This is a genomic window from Streptomyces sp. NBC_01198 (genome assembly GCF_036010485.1).
In the GTDB taxonomy this organism is placed as follows: Bacteria; Actinomycetota; Actinomycetes; order Streptomycetales; family Streptomycetaceae; genus Actinacidiphila.
In genome coordinates, this window is sequence record NZ_CP108568.1 from 7,269,216 (window position 1) to 7,290,640 (window position 21,425).

At 75.6% G+C, this 21,425-nt stretch carries 20 protein-coding genes; 8 read left to right on the forward strand and 12 right to left on the reverse strand.

Going from position 1 to position 21,425, the window contains the following annotated elements; genetic code table 11:
- Positions 1-8 precede the first annotated feature (8 nt).
- The 5 genes from OG702_RS32525 to OG702_RS32545 form a co-directional block, all read right to left on the reverse strand.
- Positions 9-950 carry a phosphotriesterase family protein gene (locus tag OG702_RS32525; protein WP_327292534.1) on the reverse strand — a complete coding sequence of 314 codons (942 nt, stop codon included), beginning with the start codon at positions 948-950 and terminating at the stop codon, positions 9-11.
- Complete coding sequence (locus OG702_RS32530; protein WP_327293452.1) at positions 947-1,339, reverse strand: carboxymuconolactone decarboxylase family protein; 393 nt, start codon at positions 1,337-1,339, stop codon at positions 947-949. The genes OG702_RS32525 and OG702_RS32530 overlap by 4 nt, the downstream gene beginning before the upstream one ends.
- A complete protein-coding gene (locus OG702_RS32535) occupies positions 1,339-1,926 on the reverse strand; it encodes a DUF4865 family protein (protein WP_327292535.1) in 588 nt (195 codons plus the stop codon). Before OG702_RS32535 ends, OG702_RS32530 begins: the two co-directional genes overlap by 1 nt.
- A gap of 108 nt (positions 1,927-2,034) precedes the next feature.
- A complete protein-coding gene (locus tag OG702_RS32540; protein ID WP_327292536.1) occupies positions 2,035-2,655 on the reverse strand; it encodes a TetR/AcrR family transcriptional regulator in 621 nt (206 codons plus the stop codon).
- Positions 2,656-2,766: 111 nt separating this feature from the next.
- Entirely contained in the window at positions 2,767-3,249 is a 483-nt protein-coding gene (locus tag OG702_RS32545) for an isochorismatase family protein (protein WP_327293453.1), read from the reverse strand.
- 326 nt (positions 3,250-3,575) lie between these two features.
- On the opposite strand from OG702_RS32545, the gene OG702_RS32550 reads away from it, so the two are divergent.
- Entirely contained in the window at positions 3,576-3,815 is a 240-nt protein-coding gene (locus OG702_RS32550; protein ID WP_327292537.1) for a DUF397 domain-containing protein, read from the forward strand.
- A gap of 71 nt (positions 3,816-3,886) precedes the next feature.
- Here the strand turns inward: OG702_RS32550 and OG702_RS32555 are convergent, their stop codons facing one another.
- Positions 3,887-4,591 (reverse strand): maleylpyruvate isomerase family mycothiol-dependent enzyme, encoded by a 705-nt coding sequence (locus tag OG702_RS32555; protein ID WP_327292538.1) that lies wholly within the window; start codon positions 4,589-4,591, stop codon positions 3,887-3,889.
- The gene (locus OG702_RS32560) at positions 4,588-5,241 is read right to left on the reverse strand and encodes a pyridoxine/pyridoxamine 5'-phosphate oxidase (protein WP_327293454.1); all 654 of its coding nucleotides are present in this window, start codon (positions 5,239-5,241) and stop codon (positions 4,588-4,590) included. The genes OG702_RS32555 and OG702_RS32560 overlap by 4 nt, the downstream gene beginning before the upstream one ends.
- A 48-nt stretch (positions 5,242-5,289) precedes the next feature.
- Between OG702_RS32560 and OG702_RS32565 the strand changes: the two genes are divergently transcribed.
- From OG702_RS32565 to OG702_RS32575, 3 genes are all read left to right on the forward strand, one after another.
- Positions 5,290-5,925, forward strand: coding sequence for a CGNR zinc finger domain-containing protein (locus OG702_RS32565; RefSeq protein ID WP_327292539.1), 636 nt, complete (start codon positions 5,290-5,292; stop codon positions 5,923-5,925).
- A gap of 420 nt (positions 5,926-6,345) precedes the next feature.
- Positions 6,346-9,039: an ATP-binding protein gene (locus tag OG702_RS32570; protein ID WP_327292540.1), complete on the forward strand. Its 2,694-nt coding sequence runs from the start codon at positions 6,346-6,348 to the stop codon at positions 9,037-9,039.
- Between the two features lie 80 nt (positions 9,040-9,119).
- Positions 9,120-9,620, forward strand: a complete 501-nt coding sequence (locus OG702_RS32575) for a hypothetical protein (protein WP_327292541.1) — start codon at positions 9,120-9,122, stop codon at positions 9,618-9,620.
- A gap of 100 nt (positions 9,621-9,720) precedes the next feature.
- Here the strand turns inward: OG702_RS32575 and OG702_RS32580 are convergent, their stop codons facing one another.
- Positions 9,721-10,803, reverse strand: a complete 1,083-nt coding sequence (locus tag OG702_RS32580; RefSeq protein ID WP_327292542.1) for an aminoglycoside phosphotransferase family protein — start codon at positions 10,801-10,803, stop codon at positions 9,721-9,723.
- A 228-nt stretch (positions 10,804-11,031) separates the two neighbouring features.
- On the opposite strand from OG702_RS32580, the gene OG702_RS32585 reads away from it, so the two are divergent.
- On the forward strand, positions 11,032-12,510 hold the full coding sequence (locus OG702_RS32585) for a DNA-binding protein NsdB (RefSeq protein ID WP_327292543.1): 1,479 nt from the start codon (positions 11,032-11,034) through the stop codon (positions 12,508-12,510).
- Positions 12,511-12,699: 189 nt separating this feature from the next.
- Here OG702_RS32585 and OG702_RS32590 read toward each other — a convergent pair whose 3' ends face one another.
- The gene (locus OG702_RS32590; RefSeq protein WP_327292544.1) at positions 12,700-14,172 is read right to left on the reverse strand and encodes a PP2C family protein-serine/threonine phosphatase; all 1,473 of its coding nucleotides are present in this window, start codon (positions 14,170-14,172) and stop codon (positions 12,700-12,702) included.
- Between the two features lie 396 nt (positions 14,173-14,568).
- Here OG702_RS32590 and OG702_RS32595 point away from each other — a divergent pair, with 396 nt between their 5' ends.
- From OG702_RS32595 to OG702_RS32605, 3 genes are all read left to right on the forward strand, one after another.
- Positions 14,569-15,996: a HEAT repeat domain-containing protein gene (locus OG702_RS32595; RefSeq protein WP_327292545.1), complete on the forward strand. Its 1,428-nt coding sequence runs from the start codon at positions 14,569-14,571 to the stop codon at positions 15,994-15,996.
- A gap of 168 nt (positions 15,997-16,164) precedes the next feature.
- Positions 16,165-17,283 carry a glycosyltransferase family 4 protein gene (locus OG702_RS32600; RefSeq protein ID WP_327292546.1) on the forward strand — a complete coding sequence of 373 codons (1,119 nt, stop codon included), beginning with the start codon at positions 16,165-16,167 and terminating at the stop codon, positions 17,281-17,283.
- The gene (locus tag OG702_RS32605; protein WP_327292547.1) at positions 17,280-18,425 is read left to right on the forward strand and encodes a glycosyltransferase; all 1,146 of its coding nucleotides are present in this window, start codon (positions 17,280-17,282) and stop codon (positions 18,423-18,425) included. The genes OG702_RS32600 and OG702_RS32605 overlap by 4 nt, the downstream gene beginning before the upstream one ends.
- Positions 18,426-18,813: 388 nt before the next feature.
- On the opposite strand, the gene OG702_RS32610 is transcribed toward OG702_RS32605, so the two are convergent.
- The 3 genes from OG702_RS32610 to OG702_RS32620 all read right to left on the reverse strand — a co-directional run bounded on the left by OG702_RS32610 (position 18,814) and on the right by OG702_RS32620 (position 21,287).
- Entirely contained in the window at positions 18,814-19,701 is an 888-nt protein-coding gene (locus tag OG702_RS32610) for a biotin-dependent carboxyltransferase family protein (RefSeq protein ID WP_327292548.1), read from the reverse strand.
- Positions 19,702-19,846: 145 nt separating this feature from the next.
- Positions 19,847-20,449: a 5-oxoprolinase subunit B family protein gene (locus OG702_RS32615; protein ID WP_327293455.1), complete on the reverse strand. Its 603-nt coding sequence runs from the start codon at positions 20,447-20,449 to the stop codon at positions 19,847-19,849.
- 40 nt (positions 20,450-20,489) lie between these two features.
- On the reverse strand, positions 20,490-21,287 hold the full coding sequence (locus OG702_RS32620; RefSeq protein ID WP_327292549.1) for a LamB/YcsF family protein: 798 nt from the start codon (positions 21,285-21,287) through the stop codon (positions 20,490-20,492).
- Between the last annotated feature and the right edge of the window lie 138 nt (positions 21,288-21,425).

Below are 21,425 nucleotides of genomic sequence, written 5' to 3' on the forward strand. Positions count from 1 at the left end.
CGGGGCTCTCACGACGGGGCGCCCGGCGTGGGCCATGGTGCGGACAGGGCCCGGGACGGGTTCGCGCGGAAGACGGTGTCGGCCGGGCCCTCGCCCAGCTCGCGGATCAGCCGGGGGCGCAGGGTCCGCAGCAGGTAGGGCGCGCCGGGGCCCGCCCCCGGCGACGTGGTGTCCGCGCCGAGCAGCAGCTGCTCGGTGTGGCCCGCGGCCGCGAGGGCGACCAGGCTGTCCACCAGCCAGGGATCGGTGGCGTGATACGCCCTGCTCGGCCCGTCGAAGGCCAGATACGCCCCGGCGGCGGCCAGCTCCCGGTGCACCCCCGGATCGGGGAAGCGGTTCAGATGGCCGAGCAGCAGGCTCCGCGCGGGCACTGCGAGATCACCGTGCAGCAGGGCGAGCACGTCCACCGCCGAGGTGCCCAGCTCGTGGTGGATGCCGATCGGCGCCCCGGTGGCGTGATGTGCCTGCGCCGCCGCCGTCATGACCCACCGGGTGTGGTCGTCGAGGGTGTGGAACATCCCGGCGACCTTGATCATCCCCGCCGGGACAGCGCTCCGGGGGCCGTCCGGATCGTCCCCGGCGATCATCCCCTCGGTGAGCTCCGCGACGAAGAAGGCCGCCAGGCGGTCGCCGCCGCGCAGCCGCCGCAGCACCTCGGGGTCGTAGTGGACCTCCTGGTGCAGCCCGGTCGCGGCGATCAGGTGCACCCCGGTGGCACGCGAGGCGGCGACGACCTCCGCGACCCTCCGCCCCATCCCGAACGGCGTCCACTGCGCCAGCGCCCCGCCGCCGAGCGCGCGGAAGCCGCCGAGCCGGCCGGCGGCCTCCGCCGGGTCGTCGAGCGGCGGCCCGGGCAGCGCGGGGCTGCGCAGGAAGAGGTGGTCGTGGACGTCGCACACTCCGAGCGCCCCGGGGTCGACGTCGCCCAGCACCGTGCGCACCGCGCTCATGCCGGCTCCTGCTGCTCGCGGAGCACCGCCGCCGCGACCCGCAGCCCGGCCAGCGCCTTCGGCACCCCGACATACGGCGCCAGATGCACCATCACCTCGACGATCTCCCGTGCCTCGACGCCGATCCGCAGGCTGTTGCGCACATGGTCCTCCAGCTGCAGCTCCACCCCGCCGAGGGCGGTGAGCGCGGCCAGGGTGGCGATCTGCCGGTCCCGCAGCTCCAGCCCGTCGCGCTGGTAGGTGCCGCCGAAGAGGCTGGTCACGATCCAGTCGGGGAAGCCGGGTGCCAGGGCGTCGAGCGCGGCGAGCGTGCGCTCGACGGTCTCCGGGCCCGCGAGCTGCCCCATCAGCCGGTAGCCCGCCTCGCGGTCGATCGCCGCCTTCTCCATCACCAGTGCCGTCCCGTCCTGATGTCGTCCAGTCCCGGCCTGGACAGATGCAGCACCTCGTGCCGCTCCTCGCCGGCAGCCTCGGGTGCCGCGTCCTGCCACAGCGTGAAGCGCAGCAGTTCCCAGTGCCGCGGGTCGACCAGCAGCGCGGCCGAGTGCAGTCCGGGACGGGTGGCCGTGGCGGTCAGCTCCGCCAGGGCCCGGGAGATCACCGCCGCCGGGTCCTCGCCCGGCGCGACCGGCTCGGAACGGCGGGCCGCCGCCCGTGGCTCGGCCCGGAAGGACGGGCCGCGGACGAAGCCGACGCCTGTCCAGTGCTCCACCACCGGACGCCCGAAGTCGTTGACGAGGCCCTGGAATCCGGGTCCCCACAGGAAGCTGTTCATGCCTTCCGCGGTGTTCCAGAGGTAGAAGGGCGTGTACTGGTTGACCGGCGAACCGTGCACGCCCCGCTCCCGGATCAGGTAGGCCTTCTGGCCGAGCCCGGGGAAGTCGTCCAGCAGGTGGCCCTTGGCCGCCACCCGGTCGCGGATGATCGTCATGTCGTAGTCGGCGGGCAGGGTGATCCGGTAGTTCATCGCATGCACGGGTGCTTGCTCCCACGGGGATATGACGGGCGTACGGACGGGACACCGGGAGTCGGGCGGGCGCCGGGAGTCGGGCGGCGCCGGGAATCGGCCGAGGGCCGGGGCCGGTCAGGCGTCGGCGGTCGGCCGGGAGGCGCGCGCGGCTCCGGCATCAGCCTCGGCCGGGGTCACGGCCTGCGCGGCGAGCAGTGCCACCGCGCCGCGCACCGCCCGGTCGAAGGGCTCCTGCGCGTCGGCGGCGCGGGCCAGGACATAACCGCCCTGGACGACGGCGACGATCATCGCGGCGGTGTCCCCCGGCTCGATGCCCGGCCGCAGTTCGCCGCTCTCGATGCCGTCGGCGATGACCGCCGTGAGGCGGCCGGTCAGCCAGTCGAAGGTCTCCCTGACCGGCTCGCGCAGCTGCGGGCTGGCGACGACGTCGGGGTCCATCGCCATCCGCCCGACCCGGCAGCCGCGCAGCGCGTCGCGCTCGCGCAGCAGATAGCCGGTGGCCTTCTCCACCGCCGTGCGGCCGGTGGTCAGTTGGGCCTCGGCCTGGGCGCGCAGCTGGGCGGCGCTGCGGCGCATCGCCGCCACCGCGAGGTCCGGCTTGCCGCGGAAGTGGTGGTACATGCTGCCCTGCCCGGCGGCGGCCCGCTCCTGGATGGCCTTCGGACTGGTACCGACGTAGCCGCGCTCCCAGAGCAGTTCCTGGGCGCTCTCGATCAACCGTTCCGACGTCTCCATGGCCACTACTGTACATACTAGTAGGTACAGGAACCACCGGTGGGCCGAGGCGGCCCGCTGTCCCGGCCGTACGCAGGCCGTTCCGGCGGCAGCCGGGGGCCGGCCGGGGACTCACGCGGCGGCGAATTCCACCTCCGCCGCCGTGACCACAGTGCCGAATCGCGGGAAGTCCAGCGAGACCGCGGCCCGGTGCTCCGCCGCGGTCAGACCCGACATGGCGTCCTCCGCGAAGACCAGCCGGTAGCCGAGGTCGGCGGCGGCCCGCGCGGTGGACTCCACGCCCAGGTTGGTGGCGACACCGGCCATCACCAGGGTGTCGACGCCGAGCGCGCGCAGCCGCTCGTCCAGGTCGGTGCCCTGGAAGGCGCCGATGGTGTGTTTGACGACGACGATGTCGCCGTCGTGGACGACCCCTTCGGCCAGGCCGCTGCCGGCCGGCTGCTCGGCGGGCCCGGGGCGCTGCCCGCGGACGGCCACCACCGGGGCGCCCGCGCGGCGGAAGGCGCCGGCCAGGTCCGTCGCGGCGGCGAGCACCGCGGGGCCCGGGAGCGGCGCGAGGGGTAAGGCCACGATCCGGTCCATGAGGTCGATCATCACCAGCGCGGTGCGCGCCGGGTCGAGGCCGGGGGCGAGCGGCGACTCGCGGGCCGGCCGGGCGGCCGCCGCGGGCCCGGCGTGAGGACCCGCCGCCGGCCCGGCTCCCCGTTCGTGATCATGTGCTGTCATGACCGGACCCTACCCGCAGGGCCGGGCCGTCCGCCCGGTGTTCACAAGGGTGCAGGCGCGCTCGCGACCGGTCGCGGAACCGGCCCCCTGACGATCACGAACGGGCGGGCGGCGGGCGGCTTCCGTCATCTTGTGTCGGCGTGCGCCACGGCCGATAGGCTGGACGGGAAGGACGATGCGGGAGGAGAGCGGACGTGGCGGATAGCACCACAGGACAGCCGTTGGCCAACGGGAAGAAGCCCCAACTGGATCTGACGGATGCGGACTGGCTGTCCAGCAGCCAGGGCACCGGAGATGTGCAGATCGCCTTCGTCGAGGGCTACATCGCGATGCGGGACGGACGCCACCCCGACGGTCCCGCGCTGATCTTCACCCCCGCCGAGTGGCGTGCCTTCGTTCTCGGCGCGCGGGACGGCGAGTTCGACCTCACCTGACGAGCGGCCCCGGGCGTACGACACGGTATCCGCCGTACGCCCGGCAGGCCTCGGCCGTCGGCGGAAGGCCGTTACGGCCAACTGCCCAGCACTGGCAGCGGATCGCCGGTCAGCGGCTGCTGCGGCGGCCGCCCGGCCAGCCAGGCCGCCAGATCGGTGAGCCTGCCGCCGACCGCCACCGGCCGGCCCTCGCCCAGCGTCCAGGAGCGGTCCGCGTCCACCGCGGTCAACGTCACCGCGGTCCCGTACGGCACCCGCACGGACAGGAAGTCCAGCAGGTGGAAGCACAGTTGCGGCGGCCAGCGGTCGGGGCCGGCGCCCAGCAGCGCGTCCGAGGTGTGGATCTCCACTTCCCGCCACCAGGCCAGCCCCGCGGTGCGCAGGGTGCCGTCGCGGTAGGTCACCGGCCGCTGCCAGTCGTCGGGTCCGACACCGGACCAGGACGCCTCGGCCTCGTCCAGCGCGTCCTCCACCCCGGCGGCCAACTGCGCAGCGCTGCGGCCGTGTCCGGCCTCGATCGCCGCGTCACGGGCCGGCCGGCCGCCGTCGTAGACGTCGACCACCGTGCCGCGCAGCGCGTAGCGCGCCTGCCGGGCCAGCGCCCGCGCGACTCCCTCGATGTGGGTGAGCACATGGCCGCGGGTCCAGCCCGGCAGCGCGCTCGGGGCGCGGGCGGCGTCCTCGGTGAGGCCGCCGAGCAGCGCGCGCAGGCCGGCCTGGCCGGCCGCCAGCGCGGCCTGCAGGTCGACGTGTTCGGTGTGCGTCTGATCCGTCACGGCCACAGCAGTCCCCGCTTCCATCCGTCGTCCGTGCGCGTGTAGTCGACCCGGGTGTGCCGGCGGTCGCGGTCGCCCTGCCAGAACTCCACGCTGTCCGGCCGCAGGGTGTAGAGCGTCCAGCCGGGTGCGACCCGGCCCGGCTCGCGCGCGATCCGGGCGGCGGCCGCGCGGACGGCCGCGTCCCTGGTCGCCAGGTCGGGGAGCGGGGTGCTCTGCCGGCCGAGCAGCGCCTCGGCGCGGGCGCCGGGGGAGCGGGCCAGGAAGTCCGCCGCGCCGGTGTCGCCGGCGCCCGCGGTGACCCGGCCGCGTACCCGGACCTGGCGGGCCAGCGGGGACCAGTAGAAGGTGAGCGCCGCAGCCGGGTGCCCGGCCAGCTCGCGCCCCTTGGGGCTGCCCGCGTCGGCGGCGAAATGCCAGCCGTCGGGGGAGACGTCCTTGACGATGAGGACCCGGGCCGACGGATCGCCGTCGGCGCCGAGCGTGGACAGGGTCATGGCGTGCGGTTCGCGCACCCCGGCCCGTACGGCGTCGAGCAGCCAGTCGAGGAACAGCTCCCGCGGGTCGGCGGGCAGCGCGTCGAGGTCGAACTCCGGCAGATCGCCCGAGAACACGTCCAGTCCGCGCAGCAGTTCGCGGAGATCGGACACAGGCACCCCCTCAGGTGTAATGGTATGCGGTGACGATAGCATTAGCCCATGTCCGTTGATCATCTCGCGCTGGATCTCGCCGTCACGATCCGGCACGACGGTCACGGCGGTGTCGCCGACGACCTCACCGACCCGTCGGCGCTGACGAGTTGGGTGCGCGCACGCGCGGGCGCCCTGCGCGCCGACCTGGCGTCCTGGCCGCACACCGCCGCGACCTTCACCGCCGACGCGGCCGTGCTCGGCGCGGCCGTCGAGGTGCGCACCGCGGTCCGCTCGCTCTTCGCCCGCGCGGTGCTTCCAGGACGGCCCAGCTCCGCCGACGCCGACCGGCTGCCGACCGCCCGGCAGGCCCTGGACCGGCTCAACGCGGCAGCGGCCCTGGTCCCCGTCAGCCCGTACCTGGACTGGCCGCAGGACGGCGCCCCCACCTCGGCCCGCACGGTCGTCGGCAGCCCCTCCGCCGCCGACCTGCTCGCTGCCGCGCTCGCCCGGCACGCCATCGGCTTCCTGACCGGCCCCGACCGGGACCTGCTGCGCGCCTGCCCGGCGCCGCGCTGCGTGCGCTACTTCGTCAAGGAGCACGCCCGCCAGGAGTGGTGCAAGCCCTCCTGCGGCAACCGCGCCCGGGTCGCCCGCCACCACGCCAGACAGCGCGCCGCCGGCAACGGCGGCGACGCGAGCTGAATCGACCTGACGCGGGCTGAAGCGACCTGACGCGGGCCGACCCGGCCTGACGCGTGTTGCCGGCGGCGGCGACGGGGGATACGGGCGGTAACGGGGGCGCATCCGGGGCGCACGGGAGAACAGGCATGGCGCGTGGCCGGTGGGGGTCTGGCCGGGCGGACAGCCGCCGTGACAGGCTCCGCGCAGGCCGGCCGCGCGGGAGCGTCCCTCCCCGCAGGCCGCCGCCCCAGCGCCGTGCCGGCCGAGTCCCCTGCCAGTGGCCGACCGGCACGGCCGTTCATGCTCGCACACGCATGATCGGCACCGCTGTTCATGCTCACGCACCGCACCTGACGGCGTACGCTGTGAGGCCACCGGACGGGTGTCCGCATGGCACGGCGTGCGCCGGGCGTGCGCCGTCCGGCCGCCAGGGGGTGCACCATGCCGCAGCGCCAGACGCACAGCAGGCGCGCGCTGCTCGAACGCGAGGCCGAACTCGTCGCCGTCGACGAGGCGCTGAGCGAACTCAGCGGGCTGCGCCCGGACGGCACCGGGCACCCGGGCGCGCGGCGGCGCGGCGGTCTGCTCGCCTTCGCCGCCTCCGCGGGGCTCGGCAAGACCACGCTGCTCGCCGAAGTACGCAGGCGCGCCGCGGACCACGGCTGCACGGTGCTGTCCGCGCGCGGCGGCGACCAGGAGCAGCAGGTCGCCTTCCACGTGGCGCGGCAGCTGCTGCAACCGCAGCTCGCGGGTGTGCCCGAGGCCGAGATCAAGGCCACGCTGGGCAGTTGGTACGGCATCGTCGGGCCCGCGCTCGGCCTGTGCACCGCCGAGGGCCCCGCGCCCGACCCGCAGGGTCTGCGCGACGGGCTCGACTGGGTGCTCACCCACCTCGCGGTGCAGCGCGCCCCGGCCGTCCTGGTGCTGGACGACGCCCACTGGGCCGACCCCCAGTCGCTCAACTGGCTGGCCGCCTTCGCGCCGCGCGCAGACGACCTGGCGCTGCTCATCGTCGTCGCCTACCGGCCCGACGAACTCCCGGCCGGCGCCGAGTCCTTCCGCGGCCTGCCGGGCAGGGCCGGCCACCGCCCCATCGGCCTGGAACCGCTCACCGCGGCCGCCGTCGGCCGCCTGGTACGCGACTCGGTCGGCGAGCACGCCGACGAGGCCTTCTGCCGGGAGTGCTGGGCGGTCACCTCGGGGAATCCCTTCGAGGCCGTCGAGCTGACCGCCAAGCTCCGCGACCGCGGCGTCACCCCCGACGAGTCGAGCACCCACCTGTTGCGCGACCTCGCCGCCGCCACCAAGGGCCGCGGCCTGGTCAGCCGGCTCGAACGGCTGGGCCCCTCCACGGTCCGGCTCGCCTGGGCGGCGGCCGTCCTGGGCACCCAGGTGCCACCCGAGCTGGCCGCCGACGTCGCCGGGCTCGGCCGGGAGGAGGCCGCCGACTGCGCCGACCGGCTGCGCGAGGCCCGCATCCTCACCCGCAGCCGCACCCTGGAGTTCGCCCACCCGCTGATCGCCACCGCCGTCTACCACGCGATACCGGCCGCCGTACGGGTCGGCCTGCACGGCCAGGCGGCCTGGTCCGTGATGGACGCCGGGCTCGGGCCCTCGGTCGCCGCCCGGCACCTGCTGGAGACGCATCCCGAGGGCGACCCGTGGGTGGTGGCCCGGCTGCGGGACGCCGCCCGCGAGACCCTGCGGGCCGGCGCCCCGGAGTCGGCCCGCAGCTACCTCGGCCGCGCGCTGCGCGAACCCCCGCGGGAGGGCGACCGGGCCGCGGTGCTCTACGAGCTCGGCTGCTCCTCCCAGCTCCTCGAACCCTCCGTCACCGTCAACCACCTGCGGGCGGCGCTCGAGGAGCCGATCAGCGACCCGGCGATGCGCGACGGCATCGTCTTCCGGCTCTCGCAGTCACTGGCGCACAGCGACCGGCTCAGCGAGGCCGCCGAGGTCGTCGCGCACGCCGCCCGCACCGCCACCAGCGCGCGCACCCGGCTGCGGATGCAGGCCGAGCAGTTCATGTGGGACGCCTTCCGTGCCGACGAACCCGACTCGCCCGGCCGCTCCCGGCGGCTGACCCGCCTCGCCGACCGGCTCACCGGCCGCGACCTGACCGAGCGCTACATCATCGGACTGCGCGCCTGGGACGCCACCCTGCGCGGCGAGCACACCTCCACCGTGCTGCGGCACGCGGACCGCGCACTGGACGGCGGGCTGCCGTGGGCCGACGAGAACTGGGGCTTCGAGGTCCCGGCGCTGGTCGCGATGACATACATGTACGGCGACCGGCCGGAGCGGGCCGAGGAGCTGTTCGCCGTCGGGATCGCCGACTTCGAACGCCAGGGATGGCGCGGCGCGCACCTGTCCTTCGGGCTGCTGCTGCTCGGCTACGTCCGCTACCGCCAGGGCCGGCTCGCCGAGGCCGAGGAGCTGGCCCGCGACGGGCTGCGGCTGGCCGAGCGCGTCGGGCGCGGCACCCCCGTGCAGTGGTACTCCGTCGCCGTCCTCATCGAGATCCTGCTGGCCCGCGGCCGCACCGGCGAAGCCGCCGAGCTCGCCGCCGAGTACGCCTTCCGCGAGCCCTTCCCGGCAGCCGTCACCTTCCCCGACGCCCAGGCCGTGCACGGCGAACTGCTGCTCGCCCGCGGCCTGCACGAGCGGGCCGTCGCGGAACTGGCCGCGGTCGGCCGCCGTCTCGACGGGCGCGGCATGCGCAACCCGGCCTGGTGCCCCTGGCAGCTGCACCTCGCGCTCGCCGAGTCCCACGTGGCGCCCGAGCGCGCCCGGCACACGGCGCTCGACGCCGTCATCCGGGCGCGGCAGTACGGCGCCAGGTCCACGATCGGCCACGCGCTGCTGGTCGCCGCGGAGGTCTCCGGCGGACCCGAACGGCTGAAACTCCTCGGCGAGGCGGTCAGCCACCTGGAGGCGTCCCCGTCGGCCTACCAGCGCGCCCGCGCCCTGGTCGCCCACGGCGTCGCCCTGCGCGCGGCCGGCCGCCCCGAGGAAGCCGCCGACCGCCTCCGGCGCGGCCTGGAGACGGCCCTGCAGTGCGCCGCCGACGGCACGGCGGAGCAGGCCCGCACCGAACTGGCGCTGACCACCGCTCCGAACGCCACGTCGGGCTGACCGGTCCGCGGCGGTCCCGCCGCGGGCCGCCAGGCGTTCGCCGGGTCCCCGGCGCGCAGACCACCCCTTACCATGGCGGCATGTCCTTCCTCCGCCGCCGCAGCGCAGCCACGCCCACCGGGCCGGACTTCGACGTACTCGCGATGGACCCGGGGGACTGGCCGGGCGACCTGGGTGCCGGACTGCTGCCGGGGCCCGACGGGCGGTGCGAGGGGATCTACCTGCGCTACGACCTCTTCGGCGGCCGCGGACCCGCGATGCTCATCGGCAACCTGCCGGAGGGCTCGCCCGCGCGCGAGCTGAACGAGGGGCAGGTGCCCTTCGAGGTGGCGCAGCTGCTCGCCGCGCTGGGCAACGACGAGCCCGCCGAGGTCACCGAGGTCGAGGACACACCGGTGTGGCAGGGCGACGGCCTGCTGATCGTCCGGCGGATCAAGATCTCCGAGTCGCGGGTGGCCTGCGCGCAGTTCGACCGCAGCGACGGCGTCCAGGTGACCATCGCCACCTGGGACCGGCCGATCACCGACGACCTCTACCAGCTGCTCAAGCCGCTGCCCGCGGCGATGTTCCAGGCCGGCTGAGACCGGCGCTGGGGCGTGGCGGGCGCTCCCGGCGGACCGGGTGCGCCGCCGTACCGGGTACGGACGGCCGGCTGAGCCCCCGCGCTCAGCCCGCCCCCGCTCAGCGGGTGCCGACCGCGGCGCGGACCGCCCTGCGGGCCAGCCCGCAGTCGTCGTGCAGCCTGCGCAGCAGCAGCCGCTGCTCCTCGCCGGTCTCGACGGCACCCGGCGGCACCGGCCCGGTGGACCGCATGGTGCGCTGGACCGCCGTCTCGTAGGTACGGATCTCCCGGGTCAGCACCAGCATCAGGTTGACCAGGAAGGCGTCCCGGGCCGCGGGCCCGGCGGCCTGCGCCTGCTGGCTGATCTGGCGGCGGGCCGCCTCGTCGTCACCCAGCACCGACCACAGCACCGCGAGGTCGTAGCCGGGCAGATACCAGCCCGCGTGCTCCCAGTCGACCAGTGACGGGCCGGCCGGCGACAGCAGCACGTTGGACAGCAGCGCGTCGCCATGGCAGAACTGCCCCTGGGCGTGCGCCAGTCCGTGCAGCAGCTTCTGCAGGTCGCCCATGTCGCGGTCGGTGAGCAGGCCCAGCTCGTGGTAACGGCTGATCCTGGACGGGTAGTCGATCGGAGCGTCGAAGGAACCGGGCGGCGGGCGCCACATGTTGATCCGCGCGTACGCGGACAGGGCGGCCCGCACATCGCCCCGGCTCGGCGGGTGCGAGGGGTGCCGCTGCGGCGAGACCACACGTCCGGGCATCCGCTCCATCACCAGGACGCAGCTGTCCGGGTCGGCGGCGATCAGCCGCGGTACCCGCACCGGCGGCCGGTGCCGGACGAAGGTCCGGTAGGCCGCTATCTCGTGGCGGAAACGATCCGCCCACGCCGGTGAGTGGTCCAGCAGGCACTTCGCCACCGCGGGTGAGCGCCCCGAGGTGCCGATCAGCAGTGCCGTACGGCCACCGCGGCGCAGCAGCTGCACAGGGGTGAACTCGGGGCAGATCCGCTGCACCGCGGCGACCGCGGTGCGAAGCTGGGTCCCCTGCGGGCCGGTCAAGTCGAGTCTCCCGCTGAGCGGATGGGCGCCGCCGAGCGTCCCGCGCCGCAGAGCGGCTGCGGGACGGGTTCTGACGGCCGGCTCCGCGACGGCAGGGTACGCGGGGCGGGGTGGGGCGGACACGGAGGACGATGCCGAATACATGGGAAGAAGCAGATCCCTTCGCGTGCCTACGAGTTCAGGGGCGCCGACCCCGGCCTGGCAACCGCACCCTGGGGAATGCGGCGCCGGGACGGGGTGGCGCGTTCCTACCTGACACCCGGTGCCCCATGGCAGACCATCTGGCGGACCCTGGCGAACCCTGGCGAATAGTCGCGGGGCGAATGTCGGGGGGAATAGTGTCAACAGCGCCGAGGAACCTGGGGGCTTGACGTGGGCAATGAGGCCAACACCCGACTCGCGGACTTGTTCGGTCTCACCGGATGGTCCAAGGGCGAACTCGCGCGGCTGGTCAACCGGCAGGCGGCGGCCATGGGCCACCCGCAGCTGGCGACCGACACGTCGCGGGTCCGCCGCTGGATCGACACCGGTGAGTCGCCGCGCGAACCCGTGCCGAAGGTATTGGCCGCGCTGTTCACCGAGCGTCTCGGCCGTGTCGTGACCATTGAGGATCTCGGTTTCGACCGGCGCCGGCAGACGGGAAACAGACAGACCGGAGACGGCCTCCCGTGGCCGCCGGAAAGAACAGCCGCGGTCCTCACCGAATTCACGGGAATGGACCTCATGCTCAACCGACGCGGTCTGGTGGGCGCGGGCGCCGCGCTCGCCTCAGGCACCGTAATCAGCAGCGCCATGCAGGACTGGCTGAACACCGACCCGGCCCTCGCGGCCGACGCACCGAGGCTCGACGACCCGCTGTACGCCGACCAGGCCGACTACGCCCGCTACGAGGCGGTACCTGTCGGCTCCCAGGAGATCGAGTCGCTGGAGCGCTCGGTCGAGGTCTTCCGCGCCTGGGACGCCGCCCGCGGCGGCGGTCTCCAGCGCAAGGCGGTCGTGGGCCAGCTCAACGAGGTGGGCGGCATGCTCTCCTACCGCCATCCCGCCCATCTGCACCGCAGGCTCTGGGGAGTGGCGGCCAACCTGGCGGTCCTGGCCGGCTGGATGTCGCACGACATCGGGCTCGAACCCACCGCCCAGAAGTACTTCCTGATCGCCGCGCACGCCGCCCGCGAGGGCGGTGACCGGCCGCGGGCCGGCGAGGCGCTGTCCCGGGCCGCCCGGCAGATGGTGCACCTCGGCAAGCCGGAGCAGGCCCTGGACCTGATGCAGCTCGCCAAGTCCGGTTCGGGGGAACAGACCCTGCCCCGTACGCAGGCGATGCTGCACACCATCGAGGCGTGGGCGCAGGCGTCCATGGGCCGCGGCCAGGCGATGCGGCGGACGCTCGGCGAGGCCGAGGACCTATTCGTGTCGGACAAGGGCGATGTGCCCGCGCCGAGTTGGATGCAGAACTTCGACGAGGCCGACCTGCACGGCATGCAGGCCCTCGCCTACCGCACCCTGGCCGAGCACGACCCGGCGGCCGCGGTCCAGGCGCAGTTGCACGCCAAACAGGCGATCAGCCTGCGCACGTCCGGCCACGAGCGGTCGACCATCTTCGACTACCTGTCGCTGGCGTCCGCCTGCTTCATCGCCGACGATCCGGAGCAGGCCGACCGCTACGCCCGGATGGCGCTGCTGACCATCGGCCAGACCTCCTCGCACCGCACCTGGGACCGGCTGCGCGAGATGTACCGCCTCACCGGGCGCTACTCCGACCACAGCCGGGTCCAGGATCTGCGCCAGGAGATCGAGTCGACGCTGCCGAAGGTGCGCAAGAGCGCGGTTCCCCGCTACCGCGAGGTCTGACCGCACCCGAGCAGGCCCGCGGCCGTACCTCCGGCCACCGCCGTACGACCTGTCACCGCCCCGCCGCCGAACGGGTCGGACAGCAGTTCGTGGGGTCGCGCGGGCGGGCTGCGCGACGGGGTCACGCGAGGGGGTGGTGTCACGGACCGGCGGCCGGCGGATCGCGCCGGCCGGGGGATCGCCTTCGCCTCAGAGGATCCTGGCGATCAGCACGCAGGCGTCGTCCTCGCGGTCCGGAGTGCCGAACTCCTCTGCCACCAGCCGTACGCAGTCCTGTGCGGTCCTGGCGGCGGCGAAGCGCGGGGCCATCGACAGCAGCCGGTGGCCGCCCCCGTCGGTGTCCGCCGTGGCGGCCGCCGTGCGGTCGGTGACCGCGCGGCGCGGCACCAGCCCGTCGGTGTGCAGCACCAGCAGGTCACCGGGCGCCAGTTGCTCGCGGGCCTGGGCGTACTGCGCGCCCGAGGTGGCGCCGAGCAGGACGCCGTCCGGCGGATCCAGCGTCCGCCCCGTCCCGTTGCGGAAGAGCAGCGGGGCGGGGTGGCCGGCCTGCGACCAGTGCAGCACCCGGGCGGTCGGTTCGTAGCGGCAGCACAGGGCGCTGCCGAGCGCGGGCTGCGGTGAGGTGTCGAGCAGCTCGTTCAGCCAGCCCATCAGTGGGCCCGGCTGCAGGCCGGCGACGGCCATCCCGCGCAGGGCGCCGAGCAGCATCGCCATGCCGGAGGTGGCGGTCACACCGTGGCCGGTGAGATCGCCGACGGTGAGTAAGGAGGCACCGTCCGGCAGCTGCATCGCGTCGTACCAGTCGCCGCCGATCAGCGCGCTGGTCGCGGACGGCAGATAGTGCGCGGCCAGGTCCATCGTGGTCGGCCCCCCGTCCAGCGGGAAGCGCTGGGCGCCGCGCCACGGGGGCAGCACGGCCTCCTGCAGCTCGACCGCCATCCGTCGCGCGGTCTGCGCGATCTGCCGCTGACGCTGCAGCGACTCCCTGGTCTCCCGCAGCATCCGCTGGCTGCGCCGCAGATCGCTGACGTCCCGCAGCACCGCCCACATCGACTCGGTGCCGCCGTCGGCCCCGAGTACCGGCTCGCCGACCATGTGCACGGTGCGCACCGAACCGTCCGCGCGCACGATACGGAACTCGCCGTCGATCGGCCGCCCGTCGACCAGGCAGCCGGTCACCAGCTCGGTCAGCACCGCCTGGTCCTCGGCGAACAGCCAGGACGGCAGTTCGTCCAGGGTCAGCGGGCCGTCCTGCGGCGTGCGGCCGAAGATGCGGAAGAGCTCGTCCGACCACTGTGCCGCGTCGGTGAGCAGATCCCACTGCGCGCTGCCGGCCCGGCCGAGCGCGCCCACCGCGGCCGCGTCCGGGCCGGTGGGCTGCAGCGGCACATCGAGCAGCAGCAGCCCGTCCGGGGGCAGGTCCGCCGGGTCGAGGCCGTCCCTGAGCTGCCCGAGGTGGGCGCCCAGGTCGTCCAGCTGGTGCACCGCGAGGTCGCACAGGGCGCGCTGCCAGCGCAGCTGCGGGTCGCCGGCGGTGTCGCCGTCCCGCAGTACCGCGTCGACCCGGGTCCTGAGCTGGCGGGCCTGGGAGATCAGCGCCTCGACCGCACCGGGGTCCGGGGACTGCGCGGTGGTGTGATCCGCGTGCGTTGGGGACGGCATGACGCACTCCGAGGGTCTCTGCTGGCGGGCTCTCAACGGCCGTGGCGGACGGAAGGGGCCGGTAACGACTGTTGCACAGGGAGCGATGGGTCGTAAGGGTTTCCGCGATACCCGATCCGGTGGTGCTTGTGGCATATGCCGACAGCCCGGCGGGTTTCCGGCGGTGCGGGGCACCCCCCGGCCGGACGCCTCTCCATCACCGGGGGTCATCCTGCCCCACTTCCGAGCAGTCAGGAAGCGACACCGCAACCCGCGAGTCGGTAGGCTGCCGCCGCCCGTCCCCACGGGATCCGCCCCCGCCGCCAGGTGTGAAATGCCCGGTGATCGGTAAGGATGCCGGGCATCAGCAGCGGAAATCCCGTTGCCATGGAACCCCCCGCACCGGATGCTGACCTCATGTTCGACCCAGACATAGCGCCCAGCGGCACCCTTCTCGGCCTCCTCCAGCGGGGGCGCGGAGACGGTCCCCTGCACGCCCTCGCGGCGCCGCGGGCCGACGCACTCGCCGCCCTGGAGCACTGCGTGCTGCGCGACCCCCGGCTCGACTGGCGGGTCGAGTCCCGCTCCCTCTACTACGCGCGGCTCTACTCGGACCTGGAAGGCCCGCTCGACGGGATCGAAGAACACCTCTTCGGCCCCGACGACCTGATCGCCCCCGACGAGCACCGCTGCGGCCTGGCCCTGTCCGTGCTTGGCCACCTGGCCGGGTACGGCCGCCGGGACGCACTGCGCCTGCTGCGCCGCTACGCCGCCAGCGGCGGCTGCTGGGAATGGGCGCTGGACGAACTGGCCGTACGCGACGGCGAGAGCGGCCTGCGCTCGCTCGGGCCGGCCGTGGTCGCCCGCTTCCCGCTGACCGCGGAAGGCGACGCCGCCCTCGCCCGTGCGGTCCGCGAGGCCTACGAACCCCGCCCGTGGCAGTTGTGGGCCGAGGACACCACGCACCCCGGCACCGCGGAACGGGTCAGGCGGGCCACGGAACAGGTCAGCTTCGACCGCTGGCAGCGCCAGCTGCGCTCGGCGGGACCCACCCCCGGCTGGAGCGTCGGCGCCGTCCTTGAGTGGGCCGAGCAGGGCTCCGACGCCCACCCCGTGGTCGAGCGCGACCAGCCCGCCGCCCGCTGCCTGGCCGCCGTCGCCGGCCCCGAGGACCGCCCCGCGCTGCTGGCCGCCGCCCTGCACGGGCCGTCCGCCGCCCGCGCCGCCGCCCTGCGCCACCTGTGCGACCGCCGCGACCCGCGCGGCCTCGACCTGATCGAGAACGCCGCCGAGGCCGTCGACGAGCGCGTGGTGCGCGCCGCCGTCGAGTCCTTCGAGCGGATGCGTGACGACGTCGCCATGGCCCGTGCCCGCGGCTGGGCCGTACGCACCGACCCGCTCGGCGCCGCCGCCGCCCGGATGCTCGCCCGGCACGGCGGCCCCGGGGACGCCGACCTCGTACTCGCCGCCCTGCGCCGCACCGTGCAGGCCGGCGGCGCCGACGCGGAAGGCCTCGACGCGCTCGTCGAGGGCGTCGGCCGGCTGGCCGCCTGCCGTGCCGCGCCCCTGCTGCGGCACCTCTACCGCGAGACGTCCTCCTCCCAGCTGCGCGGCACCGCCGCCCGCGCGCTGGCGCCCGCCGACCCCGGCTTTGCGGCCGGCTTCGCCGTCGAGTGCCTGTGGGACTGCGAGGAGGCCACCAGGGAGTTGGCCGCGCACCACGCCACCTCGGGCGACGTCCGGGTGCTGACCCAGCTGCGCCGCCTCGCCGCCGATCCCGCGGAGGAGGCCGAGGTCCAGACGGCCGTCCGGGGCCGCCTCAGTTCCGGCGGCACGCCCCGCTGACGCGCGGGGGCTCCGGCACCGCCCCGCAACCCGGCGGGGCGGAAGAGGGCATTGCGTCACGGATGTCCGGGTAGCAGGGCGGGGCCGCGGTCCAACGCTCACGGGGCGTTCCCCTTCGGGCAAGCTCCTCGTGGCCCTGCCAACGCCCGCCACGGCGACAACGTCGGTATGAGAGTCGCCATCGTCACGGAGTCCTTCCCGCCCGACGTCAACGGCGTGGCGCACTGTGCGCTGCGCACAGCGGAGCACCTCGCCCGCCGCGGGCACGAGCCGCTGGTGGTCGCGCCCGCCGGGCCGCACGACCAGGAAGCCGAGGACCCCTGCCCGGTCGTCCGCGTCCCCTCGCTGCCGCTCCCCGGCTACCCGCAGGTCCGGGTCGCGCTGCCCGGCCGCCGCACCGCCGCCGCCATCGCCGCGCACCGCGCCGACATCGTCCACCTGGCCAGCCCCTTCGTCCTCGGAGCACGCGGCCTCGCCGCCGCCACCCGGCTGCGGATCCCGGCGGTCGCCGTCTACCAGACGGACCTGGCCGGCTACGCCAGGACGTATCTGAACGCCGGCGAGGCCGCCGCCTGGCGCCGTATCCGCGCCGTGCACACCGCCGCCGCCCGCACGCTGGCCCCCTCCACCGCCTCGGCCGCCGCGCTGGAGGGCCAGGGCGTGCCCCGGGTCCACCTGTGGCCGCGAGGCGTGGACGCGGACCGCTTCCACCCCGCCCGCCGCGACGAGGGGCTGCGACGCGAACTCGCCCCACGTGGCGAGCTGATCGTCGGCTACGTCGGCCGGCTCGCCGCGGAGAAGCACGTCGAGCTGCTGGCCGGCACCAGCGAACTGCCCGGCGTGCGGGTCGTCGTGGTCGGCGACGGCCCCAGCGCGCCGGGGCTGCGCCAGGCGCTGCCCAGCGCGGTCTTCCTCGGCCGCAGGACCGGGGGCGACCTCGCGCGCATCTACGCCTCGCTGGACGTGTTCTGCCACACCGGCCCCTTCGAGACCTTCTGCCAGACCGTCCAGGAGGCCATGGCCAGCGGGATCCCGGTGGTCGCCCCCGCCGCGGGCGGCCCGCTCGACCTGGTCGACCACGGCAGGACCGGCCTGCTCGTACCGCCCCGCGACGACCTCGCGATCCGCACCGCGGTCCAGCTCCTGCACGCCGACGCGCGGCTGCGGATCCGCTACGGCACCGCCGGGCGCACGGCCGTCGCCGACCGCAGCTGGGAGGCCGTCGGCGATCAGCTCCTCGGCCACTACGACCAGGTGCTCGGCGAGCGAGCGGTGGCCGCCGCGTGAGCGGCGCCGGCCTGCGCATCGTCCGGGTGGCGAACTTCGTCACCCCCGTCTCCGGCGGCCTGCGCACCGCGCTGCGCCACCTCGGCGAGGGGTACGCGGCCGCCGGCCACGAACCCGTCCTCGTCGTCCCCGGACCCGCGGCGTCCGACGAGCACACCGCACAGGGCCGGGTCATCACCCTCCCGGGACCCGAGATCCCCGGCACCGGCGGCTACCGCGTGCTCGCCCGCCGCGCCCCCGTCGCCGCGCTGCTCGAACAGCTCGCACCCGACCGGCTCGAAGTCTCCGACCGCACCACCTTGCGCTGGACCGGCGAATGGGCCAGGCGCCACCGGGTGCCCGCGGTCATGGTGTCCCACGAGAGCGCCGACGGCGTCCTCGGCACCTGGGGCCTCCCGGCGGGGCCCGCCCGGCGCGCCGCCGACACGCTCAACCGGCGCACCGCGCGCGCCTACACCCGGGTGGTGTGCACCACTGCCTGGGCGGCGGCCGAGTTCGAACGCGTCGGCGCCCGCAACGTCGTGCACGCACCGCTCGGCGTCGACCTCGCCGGGCTGCACCCCGGCCACCACGACGTCACCCTGCGGGGACGCTACGGGCACGGCGCGGCCGTCCTGCTCGTGCTCTGCTCCCGGCTCAGCCCGGAGAAGCGGCCGGACGACGCGCTCGACGCGCTGGCGCGGCTGCGGCGCGACGGGGTAGACGCCGCGCTGGTCGTGGCCGGCGACGGGCCGCTGCGCGCGCGGCTCACCACCCGCGCCCGGGCGAACCGGCTCCCGGTGACCTTCCTCGGCCATGTCGCGCGGCGCGACGACCTCGCGGCGCTGCTGGCCACCGCCGACGTGGCGCTGGCGCCCGGCCCCGTCGAGACGTTCGGGCTCGCCGCCCTCGAAGCGCTGGCCTGCGGCACGCCGGTGGTGGCCAGCGCCAACTCCGCGCTGCCCGCGCTCATCGGCCCGGCCGGCACGGCCGCCCGCACCCCGGCCGAGTACGCGGCCGCGGTCCGCCGCCTTCTCGCGGTGCCCGCGACCGTACGCCGCGAGCGCGCCCGCCACCGCGCCGAGCTCTACACCTGGCCAACGGCGGTCAACGCCTTCCTGACAGCCCACGGTGCCGTCACCCCGACGCCCATCCCCCACTGAGCGCTGCCGCTCGGGTCGGGGTGGGTGGTGGCGCAGTTCCCCGCGCCCCTGGGTGGGTGCGACTTGCTGTCCGGACGGAGGTGTGGGAGCGGTCCGTCACCACCCCGGGGGCGCGGGGAACGGCGCGAGCAACCACCCACGGACCGCTGTGTGGTGACGGCGGGACTACCCCGGGGGCGCGGGGAACGGCGCGAACAACCACCCACGGACCGCTGTGTGGTGACGGCGGGACTACCCCGGGGGCGCGGGGAACGGCGCGAGCAACCACCCACGGACCGCTGTGTGGTGACGGCGGGACCACCCCGGGGGCGCGGGGAACGGCGCGAGCAACCACCCACGGACCGCTGTGCGGTGACGGCCGCCCCCCCGCGGGAAGCGGGTGGCGGCGTCAGAGGGCCGGCCGGGTGGCGCGCAGGGCCACGAAACGGACCCTGGCGCCAGGAGCGGATTGAGCCGCAGCGGCGAGCGACTGTTCGGGGACCACGCCGATCACCGGGTAGCCCCCGGTCGTCGGGTGGTCGGCGAGGAAGACGACGGGGAGCCCGTCGGGCGGCACTTGGACGGCGCCGAGCACCATGCCCTCGCTGGGCAGCTCGCCGTCCCGCCCGGCGGCGCGGTGCAGCGCGGGACCGAGGACGCGCAGGCCGATCCGGTTGGAGGCGGGGGAGACGGTGTACTCCCCGGTGACCAGCGCGCGCAGCGCCCCCGGCGCGAACCAGTCGTCGCGCGGCCCCGGCAGGAGCGGCAGGACGAGCTCAGGACCGGCCGACCCGTACGGCAGGACGTCAGCCGCGACGCCGCGGCCCCGCTCCGGCCCGACGGGCAAGGAGTCACCGTCGGCGAGGGGCGCCGGGCCGAGCCCGGAGAGCAGATCGGTGGCCCGGCTGCCGAGCACCGCGTCGACGGCGATCCCGCCGGCGACCGCGACGTAGCTGCGCAGCCCGACCGTGGCCGCCCCCACGTCGAGCAGCGCGCCGCCCGGCACCGGGACCGGTGCGCCCCAGGCGACGGGGCGCCCGTCGACCCGTACGGGGCAGGCCGCGCCGGTGACCGCGACCACCACCGTCCGCGTCGGCCGCAGCGCGCAGCCCGAGACGGTGGTCTCCAGCCCGGCGGCGCCCGCTCCGTTCCCGACCAGCCGGTTCGCCAGCAGGTGCGCGGGCAGGTCCAGCGCGCCGGACCGCGGCACCCCGAGGTGCGCGAAGCCGGCTCGCCCGACGTCCTGTACGGTCGTCAGCGCCCCCGCCCGTACCACCTGCAGTACGTCCCCGCTCATGCCCGCTCCTCCCTGCCATCGCCGCAACGGCAACGGCAACGGCTGCGGGCTAGCGGCAGCCGCCCGCCGCGGCCCACGCCCGCCGCCCGGCGGCGGGACACCCGGCGCGAGGCCCCGGTCGCGGGCCGCCGGCCCGCGACCGCCCTCACCGGTCCGCCCGGACGAAGCGCACCTCGGTACCGGGGGAGAGCAGTGCGGCCGGCTCGCGGCCGGGATCCCACAGCGGAGCGTCCGTCGTGCCGATCAGCTGCCAGCCGCCCGGGGACGACCGCGGGTAGAGGCCCGCGTAGGGGCCGGCCAGGCCGAGCGAGCCGGCGGGCACCGCCGTACGCGGGGTGGGGCGGCGGGGGACGTGCCGGCCGGCGGGGAGGCCTGTCAGGTAGGCGAAGCCCGGCGCGAAGCCGCAGAAGGCCACCCGGAAAGCGGTGCCGGTGACGACGGCGGCCAGCTCACGGGGGGTCACCGACCAGCGGGCGGCGACCTCCTCGATGTCGGGGCCGTCGAAGCGCACCGGCACCTCGCGCAGTTCGCCCTGCCCGGGTTCGACCGGGGGCACGTCCCAGGCGGTCACCTCGGCGGCGAAGGCACGCGGGTCGGCGAGGCCGCCGACCAGCACGGTGCGCGCCGCCGGCACGATCTCCCGCACCTCGGGGAACTCCCCGGCCGCGCGCCGCCGCAGCAACTCGGCGTGCAGCGCCTGCGCACGCTCACCGTCCTCGGTCTCGACCAGCACGGCACCTCGGCCCATCGCCAGCACCCGACACTTCACGCCGCCGCCACCTCGCCCCTCATGCGAACGCCGCCACCCGCAGCCCGGCCGCCTCCAGTGCCTGCCGCACCCGGGCGGCCAGCCGCGCGGCTCCCGGGGTGTCGCCGTGCACGCACAGCGAGCGCGCCGCGATCCGTACCGGCCGGCCGTCCGCCGACGTCACCCCGTCGCCGGAGGCGATCCGCACCGCCCGGGCCACCACCTCGTCCGGCTCGCCCAACACCGCGCCCGGCTCGCGGCGCGAGACCAGCGTGCCCTGCGCCGTGTAGGCGCGGTCGGCGAAGGCCTCGTTCACCGTGCGCAGCCCCGCGGCGGTGGCGGCGGACAGCAACTGCGAGCCGGGCAGGCCCAGCACGGGCAGCCCGCCGGCGAGCACGACGCCCGCCACGACGGCCGCGGCCTGCTCGGTGTCGTGCACCGCCCGGTTGTACAGCGCGCCGTGCGGCTTGACGTACGCCACCGTCGCACCGGCCGCGCGCGCGAAGACCTCCAGCGCCCCGATCTGGTAGGCGACTTCGGCGGTCAGCTCGGCCGGCGGCACGTCCATCGAGCGGCGCCCGAAGCCGGCCAGGTCGCGGTAGGACACCTGCGCCCCGATCCGCACCCCGCCGACCGCGGCCCGCTCGCACACCCGCCGCATCGTCGCCGGATCGCCGGCGTGGAAGCCGCAGGCGACGTTCGCGCTGGTGACCACCGACAGCAGCGCCTCGTCGTCGGTGAGGTGCCAGCGTCCGAAGCCCTCGCCGAGGTCGGCGTTGAGGTCGACGACCGCGTCGCCCTCGGCCTCGCCGCCCGCCCCGATGTCCGTGCCCGCCATGGTGATCCGCCCGTCGTGTCCACCGCTGCCGTAGGATGCCCGCGCTCCGATCATGGCATCCCGCACCGACAACGGGTGCCCGCCCCGTGGCGATCCGTGCCGTTTCGTTCGTTGTCGGTGGCACCGCCTAATGTGTGG

Excerpts from the sequence above, each read along its gene's own strand:
- OG702_RS32525 (WP_327292534.1), bottom strand. The coding sequence starts at position 950 with ATGAGCGCGGTGCGCACGGTGCTGGGCGACGTCGACCCCGGGGCGCTC.
- OG702_RS32530 (WP_327293452.1), bottom strand. The coding sequence starts at position 1,339 with ATGGAGAAGGCGGCGATCGACCGCGAGGCGGGCTACCGGCTGATGGGG.
- OG702_RS32540 (WP_327292536.1), bottom strand. The coding sequence starts at position 2,655 with ATGGAGACGTCGGAACGGTTGATCGAGAGCGCCCAGGAACTGCTCTGG.
- OG702_RS32545 (WP_327293453.1), bottom strand. The coding sequence starts at position 3,249 with ATGATCGACCTCATGGACCGGATCGTGGCCTTACCCCTCGCGCCGCTC.
- OG702_RS32565 (WP_327292539.1), top strand. The coding sequence starts at position 5,290 with ATGTCCGTTGATCATCTCGCGCTGGATCTCGCCGTCACGATCCGGCAC.
- OG702_RS32570 (WP_327292540.1), top strand. The coding sequence starts at position 6,346 with ATGCCGCAGCGCCAGACGCACAGCAGGCGCGCGCTGCTCGAACGCGAG.
- OG702_RS32575 (WP_327292541.1), top strand. The coding sequence starts at position 9,120 with ATGTCCTTCCTCCGCCGCCGCAGCGCAGCCACGCCCACCGGGCCGGAC.
- OG702_RS32580 (WP_327292542.1), bottom strand. The coding sequence starts at position 10,803 with ATGTATTCGGCATCGTCCTCCGTGTCCGCCCCACCCCGCCCCGCGTAC.
- OG702_RS32590 (WP_327292544.1), bottom strand. The coding sequence starts at position 14,172 with ATGCCGTCCCCAACGCACGCGGATCACACCACCGCGCAGTCCCCGGAC.
- OG702_RS32595 (WP_327292545.1), top strand. The coding sequence starts at position 14,569 with ATGTTCGACCCAGACATAGCGCCCAGCGGCACCCTTCTCGGCCTCCTC.
- OG702_RS32600 (WP_327292546.1), top strand. The coding sequence starts at position 16,165 with ATGAGAGTCGCCATCGTCACGGAGTCCTTCCCGCCCGACGTCAACGGC.
- OG702_RS32610 (WP_327292548.1), bottom strand. The coding sequence starts at position 19,701 with ATGAGCGGGGACGTACTGCAGGTGGTACGGGCGGGGGCGCTGACGACC.
- OG702_RS32615 (WP_327293455.1), bottom strand. The coding sequence starts at position 20,449 with ATGGGCCGAGGTGCCGTGCTGGTCGAGACCGAGGACGGTGAGCGTGCG.
- OG702_RS32620 (WP_327292549.1), bottom strand. The coding sequence starts at position 21,287 with ATGGCGGGCACGGACATCGGGGCGGGCGGCGAGGCCGAGGGCGACGCG.